Genomic DNA, 13812 nt, shown 5'->3' with positions numbered 1-13812 from the left:
CCTGTCACCCTGGAACGTCGGTCAAGGCGTTCTTGGGGTGAGGAAGGGATGCCGATGAGGAAAGACTCGATCGACGAGGACTTCGACGCCTTCGTGCGAGCTCGCTGGACCGCGACCGCGCGACTCGCCTACGCGTTGACCCTCGATCACCAGCGGGCCGAAGACCTCGCCCAGGAAGCCTTCACCAAGCTGTGGTTCCACTGGAAGAAGGTGCGCGGCGGGAGCCCGGAGGGGTATCTGCGCCGGATCGTCACCACGACGTATCTGTCGAGCACCCGGCGCCGCTGGACCGGTGAACGCCCGACGGAGACACCGCCCGATGTCGCGATCGGCCCGGTCACCGGCCAGGTCGACGATCGGCTCGCGCTGCAGGAGGCGATGCGGCAGTTGAGCCCGCGTCAGCGAGCCGCCGTCTACCTGCGGTACGCCGAGGACCTGTCCGAGCAGAAGGTGGCCGAGCTGCTCGGCTGCTCGGTGGGATCCGTGAAGCAGCACACCCGGCGTGGTCTGGACGGACTCCGCGCGCACACCCAGTTCGTAACGCCCGACCAGCTGGCCGACCTGGCCGGAAGGGGAACCGCATGACCGACGACCTGAGCACCAAACTCGCAGTACTGACAGACGCGCGGCCGGAGCCGGCCGACCCCGCAGCCCCGATCCGCCTTCGCATCAAGCGCCGGCAGCGTCGCCGCCGCGGTACCGCCGCCGTGCTGGTGACCGCGGCCGCCACGGCTGCCGTGCTCGCCGCCGGTCCGGTGCTCGGCACCCTTCGGTCCGGTGGCGTCGAACCCGGAGTCGCCGGCTTCGCCCCGCCGCCCCCATCGACGACGCCTACGGGGCCGGCAACGCCGACCCCGACCGGAGATCACAGCACGATTATGCCCTTGCCCTGGTCGGACGAGATCTTCACGAAGATGCCGGACGCGAACGCGTACAAGCCGAATGCGTACTACATCGCCAAGGGAGAGATCTCGACCGAGAGCTGGGCAGTGCTCGCGTTCTCCCAGTACGGCTGCATGGTCACGGACGAGGGTCCGGCCAACAGCTTCGGCCGCCCGTACGTGTGCTTCAGCGACTGGCGCCCCGGGCAGCGCAGCAACTACCACGTGGTCCAGGCTCACGCCGCGGAGAAGAGCGCCACGAAGCTCGACGCGACCCTGGTGATGGGCGCGGTGTCGGCCGAGGCTCGCATGGTGCACGTGAAGGCCGGCGGGAAGACCTACGTGGCCGACGCTGTCGGGACCTTTGCGTCGGACAAGCTGCGGTTCTTTGCCCTGGTGATCCCGAAGAAGGACGTCAAGATCACGTCGGTCACGCCACGCGATGGGGCCGGGTGGTTGGTCGACGCGCCGACCAACGTGCCCACGGGTATGCCGTGCGACACGGCCTGCACCACCGCGACGCCTGCCAAATGATCCGTTCCCCTGTACGCCGACCGCCGGCGTACGGGGGTCGGCGTACAGGGTCGACCTGCAGGGGTCAGGCGATCGGCGTGCGCCCCGGTAGCAGTCGGCGCCGGGGTTCGTCTCGGTCGATCCAGTCGAGGTCGTCGGACAGGACGGCGTCGTTCGGGCGGTCGGCGTACGGGTCCGGTGGCGGCGGGGGTGGCGGCAGGGCCCGGAGTTTGAGCGCGGTCATCGGGATGGCGAGCAGGACCGCCAGGACGAGCCACGGCCAGTACTCGCGCAGGATCGGCTCGAAGGCCTGGAAGAAGGCGTCGGTACCGGCGTCGGCCACGTCGTTGACCGGGCCGCCCTGAGCACCCCCGACCGCCTTCACCCCGTCGACGATCGCGAAGGACAGCAGGTACGCCGCTGCGACGAACGGCCAGTACAACGCAGAACTCCAGCCTCGTCGCCAGCAACAGACGTAGAGCAGGAGCGCGAGCCCCATGGCGACGAGCAGGCCGTTCAACTGCCAGAGCCAGCGCCAATCGTCCAAGCGAGCGGCCGGGCGGACGGCGTACCAGGCGACTGGCAACGACAGCGCGAAGGCGGCGAACACCGAACTCCGGCTGCCGATGGCGCCGAACACTCCGCCGACGACGCTTGCCGCCAGCAACGTGATCAGCAGGTCCCGCTGGTCGAGGGAGTGCCCGCTGAGCCCCCAGGTGCCGGCGGCAACCACCAGCACCACCGGTGCGGCGATCCGCAGACGCCTCACCAGCAACCCGGCCACGACGCCGCCGGCGTACCCGCCGAGCACGAGCAGGTCCAGCCGCGACGAGGCGGCTGGGACGAACGTGGTGGTCCCGGCCGGCAGCCCGGCCAGATAGGTCGGCGCGAAACCGGCCACGAACCAGGCGATCACGGCCGCCGGGACCGTCCACAGATACCGCATGAAACCCCGATTCCGCCCCTCTCCGGGCGGCAGGGGCTCAGTGCTGGGCTCGCTCGACCTTGCCGCGCAAGATCTCCGGCGTATCGACCGTAGCCCCCTCGGCCCGCAACCAGGCGTCAAGACTCGCCCGATCCTGCAGAGACATGATCGCGACCACGTCCCCCGGCTGGGCCTCCCCGACCAGCGCCTTGGCCGCGTCCAGCTCGGTCGGGAAGGACGGTACGTCGTCGACGCCGACCGAACTCGTCCCCGCCCGGAACACGGCGTCCAGCTCCTCGGGCGGCCGGCCGCGCAGGTAGGTGTCCTTGTGCCCGATCACCACCCGATCCGCGCCGCGGGCCCCGATCGCGCCCATCGTCGACACCATGTCGTCGGCCCGGTCCCCCGGCGAGCCCAATGCGAGCAGCAGCTGGCCGCCCGGTTGCCGGACGCCGTTCATGATCTCCAGTAGCGCCTCGAGACCGGCCTCGTTGTGGGCCAGATCGATGACCACGGTGAAGTCGCGGACGGAGTACATGTTCATCCGGCCGGGGTTGTTCTCGTTCGGCGCGAACGAGGTCAGCCCCTCGACCACCGCGGTCCGGGGCAAACCGAGCCCGAGTGCGGCCGAGGCGGCGGCGAGCGCGTTCTCCAGGTTGTAGTGGGACAGACCGGACAGCGTCATCGGTACGTCGACGACCTTGACCAGCGCCTCGGCGTCCGACGCCTGGTCGAGCACTGTGATGTACCCGTCCAGGACCGTGGTCGCGCGACCGCCCTCGTCCAGAACGGTCCGGATCGACGGCGAATCGGGATCGCGTGAGAACACCCAGCACTTGGCCGGCGACCCGAGCCGCATGGCGAACGTACGCGGGTCGTCGCCGTTCACCACGCACCACCCGCGCGGCCGGGTGATCTGGGTGATGACCTCCTTCACCTCGGCGAGCTGGTCGATCGTGTCGATCCCGGCAAGGCCCAGGTGGTCCGCGGTGACGTTGGTGACCACCGAGACGTCGTTGTAGGCGACCCCGACTCCCCGCCGTAGGATCCCGCCGCGGGCCGTCTCGGTGACCGCGAGCTGGATACCGGGTTGGGACAGCACCTGGCCGGCTCCACTCGGACCGGAGAAGTCGCCGTACTTGACCAGCTCGCCGTCGAAGTACACGCCGTCGGTGCTGGACCAGCCGACGTGCAGGCCGGCTGCGCGGCCGATGTGCGCGATCATCCGCGACGTCGTGGTCTTGCCGTTCGTCCCCGTGACCGCGACCACCGGGACCTTCGGCCGCAGGGTCGGCGGCGGATCACCGGCAGGCTCGTTACGGACCCGGTCGCCGACGGTGCCGACCAGCTCGGTCAGGTGGTCGGAGCCGAACGCGTCGACCACCTCGACGATCGCCGCGCCGAGCGCCCGGGCCCGGCCCTCGTGTGCCCACGGGTACGCGACCACCAGCCGGTGCACGTCCGCAACCGCCCGGACCCGTACGCCGATCCGCCCGATCCCCGCCTCGCGGGCGATCCGCCGGACGATGTGGCCGACCACCCGGATCGCGAACCGTTGCCGGAAGCCCGAACCGATCCGGCCGGGCCGGGTGCTGCCCAGCCCCAGCGCCGAGGCATACGCCTTCGCCTGGGGCGCCGGTGCGTCGATCAGGCTGGTCAGGTCGAGAGTGAGCTTGACCGCCGCCCGGCTGAAGTACAGGTTGGCTCCGTCGAGAACCCGGAGCTCCACCAAGGATGTGGGGGCCACTATCACGCGCCCATCGCGTGGTAGCCGCCGTCGACGTGGATGATCTCGCCGGTGGTGGCCGGGAAGAAGTCGCTGAGCAGGCCGACGATGGACTTGCCGGTCGGCTCCAGGTCGGCCGGGTCCCAGCCGAGCGGGGCGCGGTCCAGCCACGGCTCCTCGAACTTCTCGAAGCCCGGGATCGCCTTCGCCGCCAGCGTCTTCAGCGGTCCGGCCGAGACCAGGTTGCAGCGGATCCCCTGCGGCCCGAGATCGCGGGCCAGGTACCGCGAGGTGGACTCCAGCGCCGCCTTCGCGACCCCCATCCAGTCGTACCCGGGCCAGGCCACGGTCGCGTCGAAGGTCAGCCCGACGATGCTGCCACCGCGACCCATCAACGGCGCACACGTCACCGCCAGCGCCTTCAGGCTGTACGCCGACACCTGCAGCGCGCGGGACACGTCGTCCCATGGACCGTCCAGGAACTTGCCGCCGAGGATCGTCTCCGGATTCCCGTACGCGATCGAGTGGACGACACCGTCCAGGCCGTCCACGTGCTCGCGGATCGCGTCCGGCAGCGCGGCCAGATGCTCGGGATCGGTCACGTCCAGCTCGAGCACCGGCGGGGTGACCGGGAGCCGGCCGGCGATCCGCTTGGTGATGTTCAGCGCACGGCCGAAGTTCGAGATCAGCACGGTGGCGCCCTGTTCCTGCGCCACCTTCGCGGTCGCGAACCCGATCGAGGAGTCGAGGGTGACTCCGGCGACCAGGATCCGCTTGCCGTCGAGGATGCCCACCGGCGTCCCCTTTCTGGATGAGTGTGGTTAGTTGCCCATGCCGATGCCGCCGTCGACCGGGATCACCGCGCCGGTGATGTAGCCGGCTTCCTCGCTGGCGATCCACTTCACGGCGTTCGCGATCTCCTCGGTCAGGCCGAACCGGCCGAGCGGGATCTGGCTGAGGTACTGCTTCTGGGTCTCCTCTGGCAGCACCGCGGTCATGTCGGTCTCGACGAAACCGGGCGCGACCACGTTCGCGGTGATGCCGCGGCTGCCGAGCTCACGGGCCATCGACCGGGCCATCCCGATCAGGCCGGACTTGCTGGCCGCGTAGTTCACCTGGCCCGGCGAGCCGAGCATGCCGACCACCGAGGAGATGAAGACGATCCGGCCCTTGCGCATCCGCAGCATGCCCTTGGCGGCCCGCTTGGCGACCCGGAACGAGCCGGTCAGGTTCGTCTGGATGACGGCGTCCCAGTCGTCGTCGGACATCCGCAGCAGGAGCGTGTCGCGGGTGATGCCGGCGTTGGCCACCAGCACCTCGACCGGGCCGTGCTCGGCCTCGATCTTGTCGAACGCGGCGGCCACCTGCTCGGTGTCGGTGACGTCACACTTGACGCCGAGGAATCCCTCCGGCGGCTCACCGCTGCGGTAGGTGACCGCGACCTTGTCGCCCGCCGCCGCGAACGCCGTCGCGATCGAGTAACCGATGCCCCGGTTGCCCCCGGTGACGAGTACCGATCTAGCCACGAACACTCTCCCTCACTAGCCGAACACCATGCCGATCTCCGGACCGAACACTGGGCCGATCATTGGCTGCCGGACGAACGCTATCGCCCGCCCTGGCCGGTACTGCGACCCGGGCGGCCCACCACGGCCGGAGTACGGCCGGTCAGGAGTCTTCGAGCCGGAATCCGACCTTGAGGCCGACCTGGTAGTGGTCGATCTCGTTGTCGACGATGTGGCCGCGAACCTCGGTCACCTCGAACCAGTCCAGGTGCCGCAGCGTCTCGCCGGCCCGCTTGATCCCGTTCTTGATCGCCTGGTCGACCCCTTCCTTCGATGTGCCCACGATCTCGCTGACCCGGTACGTGCGATCCGTCATCGCTGTTCCCTTCGAAGGTGGCCGCAGCGGCGCTGGGAGCCGCGGCGTACCGTTGTTCCTGGTGAGGAGGATAGATGCCGCGTCGACGTGGACGGGACCACGAAACGGTCATCTCGGTGACCACTGCGCAGCCCGGCCGGTCCGAGGATCTGGACAGCCGGATCGCGCGCTACGCCTGGATGATGTCGATCCGGATCGTCTGCTTCGTGCTGGCGGTGCTGACCCCCTCGCCATGGCGGTGGATGTTCGTCGTGGCGGCGATCTTCCTGCCGTACGTCGCGGTGGTGCTGGCGAACGCGCGGAAGACGGTCAGTGTGGCCAGCGCGGACGCCTATCTGGCTCCCGGCCGTCCGCAACTCGACCCCGATCAGAGGTCCGAACCAGGCCCGGGAGACGACACCGAAAAGTGATCCGCGTCGGGACTGGATTCTCAAGACTGATTCGTGTCAGAATCTCCCGCGTGCTCTGAAGTTCACGGATGGAATTCAGGGTCTTGATGCGGCGTCGGACGGCTCCCCCCGTGGCTGTCCGACGTCGCTTCATTTCCCCAGACTTTTGATTATTGAGCCATCAGGAACAATTGCCGATGACCGAAGAAGAACTGCCGTCCACGTGCTCTGCAAGGGGATGCGGCGAACAGGCGACCTGGGCGCTGCGGTGGAACAACCCCAAGATCCACACCCCTGATCGGCGCAAGACCTGGCTGGCCTGCGATCAGCACAAGGAGAGTCTGAGCGACTTCCTGGCCCGCCGGTCATTCCTGCGGGAAGTCGACCCTTTCGTTGCCGGGTGACTTTACAACGACAGCGTTACGGGCGAAAAAGTAAATTTCCGGTTTAGATTGTCAGCCGCCGATGGCTGACATCGGCCGGGCGGGTTGCAGGAAGGTCGGATCGGCGATCCCGTGCCCCGGAAGCTTGCCGCGCATCGCTTTCCGCCAGCGTTCGGCGAGTTCCTCGTCATCGGCCCCTCCGCGCAGTGCTGTCCGGAGATCGGACTCGGTCCGGGCGAACAGGCAGTCCCGGACCTGGCCGTCGGCGGTCAGCCGGACCCGGTCGCAGTCGCCGCAGAACGGCCGGGTCACCGACGCGATGATGCCGACTGTCTGCGGCCCGCCTCGGACGGTGAAGGACTCCGCCGGCGCACTCCCCCGGGCCGCCGCGTCCGTCGGCTCCAGCCCGAAGCGGTCGCCGAGCTGGGCGAGGATCTCGTCGGCGGTGACCATGGTCGCCCGGTTCCAGCCGTGTTGCGCGTCCAGCGGCATCTGCTCGATGAAACGCAGCTCGTAGCCGTGGTCCAGGCAGTACTCGAGCAGCTCCGGTGCCTGCTGGTCGTTCACGCCGCGCATCAGGACGGCGTTCACCTTCACCGGGGTCAGGCCGGCCGCCTGGGCCGCCTCGAGACCGGCGATGACGTCGTTCAACCGGTCCCGCCGGGCGAGTTGCTGGAAGGTGTCCGGCCGGATCGTGTCCAGGCTGACGTTGACCCGGTCCAGGCCGGCCTCGCGGAGCGCCACGGCCTGCCGGGCCAGCCCGATTCCGTTGGTGGTGAGGGACACCTGCGGCCGGGGCAGGAGTTGCGTCGTCCGGGCAACGATGTCGACCAGACCGCGCCGGAGCAGCGGCTCGCCACCGGTGAAGCGGATTTCGTCGACGCCGAGCAGGGTGACCGCGACGGAGACCAGGCGGACCACTTCGTCGTCGGTCAGCAGCTCGGGTTTGGGCAGCCAGTCGAGGCCTTCCTCGGGCATGCAGTAGCTGCAGCGCAGGTTGCACCGGTCGGTCAGGGACACCCTGAGATCGGTTGCGAGCCGGCCGTAATTGTCGGCCAGGCCAAGCTGCGTCGTGGTCGTCACCTTCGTAAGCGTACGTCTGCGGGGGCGGTCGAGCGCGATGTGTTCTACGTCATGGCTTAAGTTCGAAGCGTGCGTCGCTTGATGAATGTCCGGTGGTTCGGGGCCGCGCTGGTGATCCTGGTGCTCGCCGGGGCCTGCGTTCAGCTCGGCCGTTGGCAGCTCCACCGGCTGCAGGAACGGGAGGCGCGCAACGAGGTCACCCGGAGCAACCTCGCGGCTGCGCCGACGCCACTGGCCGAGATCGTTGGTCCGGACCATGTCGTCGGTGAGCAGCACGACTGGCGTACCGCGGTCGTGACTGGGCGTTACGACGCGACCAAGCAGGTGGTCGTCCGCTATCGGAACGTGGACGACCGGCCCGGGTTCGAGATCGTCACACCGCTGGTGATGGCGGACGGGACCGCGGTGCTGGTCGATCGAGGGTTCTTGCCGCGCCAAGGTGGCGAGCTCGCACCGGCTTCCGTGCCCGCTGTGCCGAGTGGGGACGTCACGGTCACCGGTCGGGTACGGCGAAGCGAGCGGGGCGGGCACACGAGTGGCGGTACGCCGGTCGACGGGACCGCCCGGCTCATCAACGGACCCGAGTACGGCGCGGCGCTGGGGCTGAAGTTGTACGACGGGTACCTGACGGTGGATCACCAGGAGCCGGCGGCCGACCCGGCATTCGATGGTTTCCCAGGGCCGGAGATCGACAACGGGCCGCACTTCTTCTACGCGCTGCAGTGGTTCTTCTTCGCCCTGCTCGCGGTCGGAGGGCTCGTCTACTTCTCCAGGCAGGACGTCCGAAAGTCCAAGGAACCAGCCGATCCCGCTGAACCAGAGTCCGGGGCCGAGTCGGAACCTGAGTCCGGGGCCGACGCTGATGTTGCCGTGCGCAACTAGTTTCGAGTGTTTGCCGACGGCCACCAGCACGTCCATGGAATGAGACGTCGCCGGGCCGACGCGGCGCGCGCGGAAGCGGGCCGGAGCGTAGTACGGCAGGATGGTTGCCGTGGACCTCGGACTTCGCGATCGCACGTACATCGTCACCGGTGCCAGCGGTGGACTCGGCTTCGCCACAGCGAAGGTGCTTGCCGCCGAAGGCGCGCGGCTGGTGATCTCCAGCCGGAACGAGCAGTCGATCGCGCAGGCCGCCGCCGAGCTGGGCAGCAACGTGGTCGGTATACCGGTCGACAACGCCGACCCGGAGAGCGCGGAACGGCTCGCCGCGACCGCGATCGCCAAGTGGGGCGAGCTGCACGGCGCCCTGATCAGCGTCGGCGGACCGCGTCCGGGGACGGCGCTGGAGACCGACGAGGACGACTGGCGGGCCGCTTTCGACAGCGTTTTCCTGGGCGGACTGCGGATCGCGCGATCGGTCGCCCGGTCCGGTGCCGAGGGGACGTCGATCGCGTTCGTGCTCTCGTCGTCGGTGAAGGCGCCACTGACCAACCTGGCGATCTCGAACGGTCTGCGCCCCGGGCTCGCGATGGTCGCGAAGACCCTCGCCGACGAGCTGGGACCGAACGGCATCCGCGTCAACGGCCTGCTCCCCGGCCGGATCGCGACCGACCGGCTTCGCGAGCTCGACGGCCGGGCAGGCGACCCCGAGGCGGCTCGTCGTACCGCCGAGAAGCTCATCCCGCTCCGCCGCTACGGCAGCCCCGAGGAGTTCGGCCGGGCCGCCGCCTTCATCCTCTCCCCCGCTGCCTCCTACGTCACCGGCGCGATGATCCCGGTCGACGGCGGCTTCCTGCGCGCACTCTGAGGCTGTTCCGGCGGATGATGGTTCTCGCCAGGAGATAGCGGTGCCTGCCTGGCCGTCGAGCAGACAGGGGCCAGCCATGCAAACCTCGAACCGCCGCCAGCTGGGCGCGGCGAGCTCGCTGGTGCTGGTCGCGATCGTCGCGGCCCTGATCGTGGTCATCATCATCGTCTCGCCCGCCCGCCAGGACGAACCACCGACCGATCGGATCGAACTCGGCCGTCCCAGCGCGGCCGTCGACGACATCACCAGGACCGCCCAGCAGAGCCTGATCACCTACTGGACCGGCGAACTCCCCACCACCTACCAGCGCACCTTCATCGAACTTGCCGGCGGTTTCCAGCCCAAGACACCGGAGAGCGAACCCTTCTCCTGCTCCGGCCAGCGGCAGACCTACCAGGACCTCCGCGGCAACGCCTTCTACTGCCCGGCCGACGACTTCATCGCCTGGGACGCGGCCGGCCTGTTCCCACAGCTCGCGAACCAGTTCGGCAGTATCGCCCCCGCGATCGTGCTCGCGCACGAGGTTGGTCACGCCATCCAGGCCCGCGCCGCCGTACAGGCCCGCTCGGTCGTGATCGAACTCCAGGCCGACTGCTTCGCCGGTTCCTGGATCCGCTTCGCCGAGACGAGCCAGGACGATCCGGTCGTCATCACCGACGGCGCCCTCGACAGTGCCGTCGCCACAGTCCTCGTACTGCGCGACCAGCCGGGCACAACCGCTGCGGCGGCGCAGGCCCACGGACTCGGTTTCGACCGCGTCAACGCGTTCCAGACTGGCTATGAGCAAGGCGCCGGCCGGTGCGCGTCGTTCCCGTCGGAAGGTGTCGTCACCACCGAGCTGCCGTTCCGGACTGAGGCCGAGGCGCAGTCCGGGGGCAATCTGCCATTCGCCCAGACCGTCCAGGTGCTGTCCGGGAATCTCGATACGTTCTGGGCAACCGCCGTACGCCGGATCGCGGCAGGCAGGAGCTTCTCGTCGCCGACCCTTCGTCCGGTGCAGGCTGACCGGCTGCCGGAGTGTCCAGGTGACCAGGATCCGGAGGACGAGCGCCTGGTCGAGTACTGCGCGGCGACGTCGACCGTTGATCTGCTGACGACGCAACTCGCCGCACTCCACGCACGGATTGGAGACCTCGCGACGGGTGCCGCGCTCAGTGATGCGTGGGGGCAGGCTGCCCAGGCGCAGGCGGGTCTGCCGACGACTGGGCAGCGCGCGGGGCTCCAACGCGACTGTTTCACCGGGGCCTGGATCGCTTCCCTGGCGGCGGGTGATCTGGCCAGCTCACCGCTGTCCCCCGGCGACCTCGACGAGGCCCTCACCGCGATCATCGCCAGCACCTTCACCGACGACGGCCGCCGAATGGACCGAGGCGGCGCCTTCGGCCGCACCAAATCCCTCCGCACCGGAGTCTTCGAAGGCTTGACGGCCTGCATCTGACCGCCCAGAGGGTCAGGTTTCCCGCGGCCGGTCTCGGTCTTTCGACGGCTGGACTCGTTTGGGTTCGCCGGGCATTTTGGGGTATTCGGGTGGGTAGGGCATGTCGCCTTCGCCTAGGTCGCGTTCGTGTTTGGCGGAGAGGTCGAGCAGGGATTCGAGGGAGAACGCCTTCTCACCGACGGCGGCGTGCAGGTCGCCTACCTCGGCGAAGCGGGCCGGCATGGTGAGTACGTCGAAGTCGTCCGGTACGACGTCGTCGAGCTCCTCCCAGCGCAACGGGGCGGATACCCGGGCACGGGCGTTCGGGCGGACGGAGTACGCGGAGGCGATCGTGCGATCCCGGGCCATCTGGTTGTAGTCGATGAAGACCCGCTCGCCGCGCTCCTCCTTCCACCAGTTCACCGTCACCTGCTCCGGCATCCGGCGGGACAGCTCGCGGCCGACCGCGATCACCGCGCGCCGGGCCTGGATGAAGTCCCAGTGCGGCTCGATCGGGACGTAGACGTGGAGTCCGCGGCCGCCTGAGGTCTTCGGGTATCCCTCCAGACCGTGCTCGGCGAGCAACTCGCGCAGAGCCGGTGCCACCGTGGCCGCGTTCTTGAAGTCCGTGCCGGGCTGGGGGTCGAGGTCGATGCGCAACTGGTCCGGGGAGTCCAGCTCCGGGCGGCGTACCGGCCAGGGGTGGAAGGTGAGGGTGCCGAGGTTGGCCGCCCAGGCGACCACGGCGAGCTCGGTCGGGCACACCTCGTCCGCCGGCCGGCCGCTCGGGAAGGTGATGGTGGCGGTCTCGACCCAGTCGGGCGCACCCTTGGCGACCCGTTTCTGGTAGAACGCGTCGCCCCGGTTGTCCATCCGGGTGGACAGTTTGGCGCCCTCGAACCAGCCGCCGGGCCAGCGCTCGAGCGTGGTCGGCCGGTCCCGCAACGCGCCGAGGATCCCGTCGCCGACCGCGACGAAGTAGTTCACGATGTCGAGCTTGGTCAGCCCGCGATCAGCGAAGTACGGCTTGTCCGGGTTGCTCACCCGCACCGTCCGCCCCGCGATCTCCAGCTCGATTGCCTTGGTCGCCGCCATGGTCGCGACGCTACCGCCCCATACCGACCAAAAAGACCCACAGCGCGCGGAAAGGCAACTTTTCCCGAGCTCTGGCCACCCTAGGTGACCGGGCGGTAACGTTCCTCCACCTCGTTCCTGGGGCGTGAGGCCTCCGGGACACTCTTGAAGGAGCGCGAGGATGAACAAATCCGCCCTGCTCGCCGCTGCCACCGCAGTGGCGACCGCAACCGCCCTGGGTCTGGGAACGGCCAGCACCGCAACCGGTGCCCCGACTGCCACCCCGAACCCGTCCCCTGCGACCGCAGTGGCCCGGGCCAAGGCCGCGGTCACCGAGAACCTCGGGACCCTCCGTGCCAGCGGCGCCGACGCGTTCGCAGTACGGGACGTCATCGTGGATCCGGACGGCTCGACCCATGTCCGGATGGACCGCAGCATCGGCGGCCTGAAGGTGCTCGGCGGCGACGTCGTGGTGCACCAGGCCAAGGACGGCGACTGGTTAGGCGCCAGTCTGACCCTGACCCGGTCGGCCGACGTCAGCCGTACGCCGAAGCTCGGGTCGGCCACCGCGACCGCGCGGGCGCTGACCGGCAACCACAAGGCCGAAGGCAAGCCGTCCCTGGTGATCGAGACGCGCAAGGGTGCGCCACGACTGGCGTACCAGGTGGTGTCCGGCGGCACCCAGGCCGACGGGACCCCGAGCCACGTCACCACCACGATCGACGCGCTGACCGGTGCCACGCTGATCACCGAGCAGCACATCCACACGGTCGGCGGTGACGGCCAGAGCCTGTACAGCGGCACGGTCGCGATCGACACCACCACGGCGACCGGCGGCTACACGTTGACCGACCCGGCCCGTGGCAACGGCTGGACCACCGACGCGAACAACAAGACCGACTCGATCTGGTGCCAGATCTTCGGGATCGGCTGCCCGGTCGCGAGCCGGTTCACCGACGCCGACAACCACTGGGGCACCGGTACGACGGCCAGCCGCCAGAGTGCCGCCGTGGACGCGCACTACGGCGCCGCGAAGACGTTCGACTACTTCAAGGTGAACTACGACCGGAACGGCATCTTCAACGACGGCAAGGGCGTGCAGAGCCGGGTGCACTACGGCACCAACTACGTGAATGCCTTCTGGGACGGCACGAAGATGACGTACGGCGACGGGGACGGCGTGGTCGCCGGCCCGCTCGTGTCGATCGACGTGGCCGGGCACGAGATGTCCCATGGCGTGACCACCGCGACCGCGAACCTGACGTACTCCGGTGAGTCCGGCGGGCTGAACGAGGCGACCAGCGACATCTTCGGCACCTTCGTGGAGTTCTCCGCCAACAACACCAGCGACCCGGGCGACTACTACATCGGTGAGGAGATCATGAAGGACCGCCCGGCGCTGCGGTACATGGACAAGCCGAGCAAGGACGGCAACTCCAAGGACTGCTGGTACTCCGGTATCGGCAACATCGACGTGCACTACTCGTCGGGTCCGGCCAACCACTTCGTGTACCTGCTGTCCGAGGGCAGCGGCGCCAAGACCATCGGCGGTCTGCCGCACGACTCCAGCACCTGCAACGGAACCACGCTGAACGGGATCGGCCGGGACAAGGTCGGCAAGATCTGGTACCGCGCGCTGACCACGTACATGACAACCAGCACCAACTACGCCCAGGCCCGTACGGCGACGCTCAACGCGGCCACCGACATCTACGGCGCGTCCAGCCCGGAGCGGGCCGCCGTGGCCGCTGCCTGGTCCGCAGTGAGCGTCAACTGATGCTCGCCTGAGGCAC

Annotated in this window: 15 protein-coding genes; 8 read left to right on the top strand and 7 right to left on the bottom strand. The window is 69.0% G+C overall.

The genetic code is table 11. The features are described from left to right. Positions 1 to 54: 54 nt before the first annotated feature. Positions 55 to 585: a SigE family RNA polymerase sigma factor gene (locus EV643_RS25610; RefSeq protein ID WP_133802689.1), complete on the top strand. Its 531-nt coding sequence runs from the start codon at positions 55 to 57 to the stop codon at positions 583 to 585. Next, positions 582 to 1415: a hypothetical protein gene (locus EV643_RS25605; protein WP_133802688.1), complete on the top strand. Its 834-nt coding sequence runs from the start codon at positions 582 to 584 to the stop codon at positions 1413 to 1415. Before EV643_RS25610 ends, EV643_RS25605 begins: the two co-directional genes overlap by 4 nt. 64 nt (positions 1416 to 1479) lie before the next feature. On the opposite strand, the gene EV643_RS25600 is transcribed toward EV643_RS25605, so the two are convergent. From EV643_RS25600 to EV643_RS25580, 5 genes are all read right to left on the bottom strand, one after another. Continuing rightward, a complete protein-coding gene (locus tag EV643_RS25600; RefSeq protein WP_133802687.1) occupies positions 1480 to 2340 on the bottom strand; it encodes a hypothetical protein in 861 nt (286 codons plus the stop codon). A gap of 37 nt (positions 2341 to 2377) precedes the next feature. Then, positions 2378 to 4048 (bottom strand): Mur ligase family protein, encoded by a 1671-nt coding sequence (locus EV643_RS25595; RefSeq protein WP_238165796.1) that lies wholly within the window; start codon positions 4046 to 4048, stop codon positions 2378 to 2380. 20 nt (positions 4049 to 4068) lie between these two features. Further along, positions 4069 to 4839 carry an enoyl-ACP reductase FabI gene (gene fabI / locus EV643_RS25590; protein ID WP_133802685.1) on the bottom strand — a complete coding sequence of 257 codons (771 nt, stop codon included), beginning with the start codon at positions 4837 to 4839 and terminating at the stop codon, positions 4069 to 4071. Positions 4840 to 4866: 27 nt separating this feature from the next. Beyond that, positions 4867 to 5571: a 3-oxoacyl-[acyl-carrier-protein] reductase gene (gene fabG, locus EV643_RS25585; RefSeq protein WP_133802684.1), complete on the bottom strand. Its 705-nt coding sequence runs from the start codon at positions 5569 to 5571 to the stop codon at positions 4867 to 4869. Positions 5572 to 5713: 142 nt separating this feature from the next. Further along, positions 5714 to 5926 carry a dodecin gene (locus EV643_RS25580; RefSeq protein ID WP_133802683.1) on the bottom strand — a complete coding sequence of 71 codons (213 nt, stop codon included), beginning with the start codon at positions 5924 to 5926 and terminating at the stop codon, positions 5714 to 5716. Between the two features lie 74 nt (positions 5927 to 6000). On the opposite strand from EV643_RS25580, the gene EV643_RS25575 reads away from it, so the two are divergent. Together EV643_RS25575 and EV643_RS25570 are read left to right on the top strand one after the other, a co-directional pair. Continuing rightward, positions 6001 to 6336, top strand: a complete 336-nt coding sequence (locus EV643_RS25575) for a DUF3099 domain-containing protein (protein WP_133802682.1) — start codon at positions 6001 to 6003, stop codon at positions 6334 to 6336. Between the two features lie 176 nt (positions 6337 to 6512). Next, the gene (locus EV643_RS25570) at positions 6513 to 6719 is read left to right on the top strand and encodes a hypothetical protein (RefSeq protein WP_133802681.1); all 207 of its coding nucleotides are present in this window, start codon (positions 6513 to 6515) and stop codon (positions 6717 to 6719) included. Between the two features lie 51 nt (positions 6720 to 6770). On the opposite strand, the gene moaA is transcribed toward EV643_RS25570, so the two are convergent. Continuing rightward, positions 6771 to 7781 carry a GTP 3',8-cyclase MoaA gene (moaA, locus tag EV643_RS25565; RefSeq protein WP_133802680.1) on the bottom strand — a complete coding sequence of 337 codons (1011 nt, stop codon included), beginning with the start codon at positions 7779 to 7781 and terminating at the stop codon, positions 6771 to 6773. A gap of 69 nt (positions 7782 to 7850) precedes the next feature. Here moaA and EV643_RS25560 point away from each other — a divergent pair, with 69 nt between their 5' ends. From EV643_RS25560 to EV643_RS25550, 3 genes are all read left to right on the top strand, one after another. Continuing rightward, positions 7851 to 8663 carry an SURF1 family cytochrome oxidase biogenesis protein gene (locus EV643_RS25560; RefSeq protein WP_238165795.1) on the top strand — a complete coding sequence of 271 codons (813 nt, stop codon included), beginning with the start codon at positions 7851 to 7853 and terminating at the stop codon, positions 8661 to 8663. Positions 8664 to 8763: 100 nt separating this feature from the next. Continuing rightward, positions 8764 to 9528, top strand: a complete 765-nt coding sequence (locus tag EV643_RS25555; protein ID WP_238165794.1) for an SDR family oxidoreductase — start codon at positions 8764 to 8766, stop codon at positions 9526 to 9528. A 76-nt stretch (positions 9529 to 9604) separates the two neighbouring features. Continuing rightward, a complete protein-coding gene (locus EV643_RS25550; RefSeq protein WP_133802678.1) occupies positions 9605 to 10966 on the top strand; it encodes a neutral zinc metallopeptidase in 1362 nt (453 codons plus the stop codon). Between the two features lie 12 nt (positions 10967 to 10978). Here EV643_RS25550 and ligD read toward each other — a convergent pair whose 3' ends face one another. Continuing rightward, the gene (gene ligD / locus EV643_RS25545; protein ID WP_133802677.1) at positions 10979 to 12040 is read right to left on the bottom strand and encodes a non-homologous end-joining DNA ligase; all 1062 of its coding nucleotides are present in this window, start codon (positions 12038 to 12040) and stop codon (positions 10979 to 10981) included. A gap of 160 nt (positions 12041 to 12200) precedes the next feature. Here ligD and EV643_RS25540 point away from each other — a divergent pair, with 160 nt between their 5' ends. Further along, the gene (locus tag EV643_RS25540) at positions 12201 to 13796 is read left to right on the top strand and encodes a M4 family metallopeptidase (protein ID WP_133802676.1); all 1596 of its coding nucleotides are present in this window, start codon (positions 12201 to 12203) and stop codon (positions 13794 to 13796) included. The last annotated feature ends 16 nt before the right edge of the window (positions 13797 to 13812 follow it).

This window comes from Kribbella caucasensis, from assembly GCF_004361855.1.
GTDB classification, from domain to species: Bacteria; Actinomycetota; Actinomycetes; order Propionibacteriales; family Kribbellaceae; genus Kribbella; species Kribbella caucasensis.
This window is presented reverse-complemented; position numbering and strand designations above follow the sequence as displayed.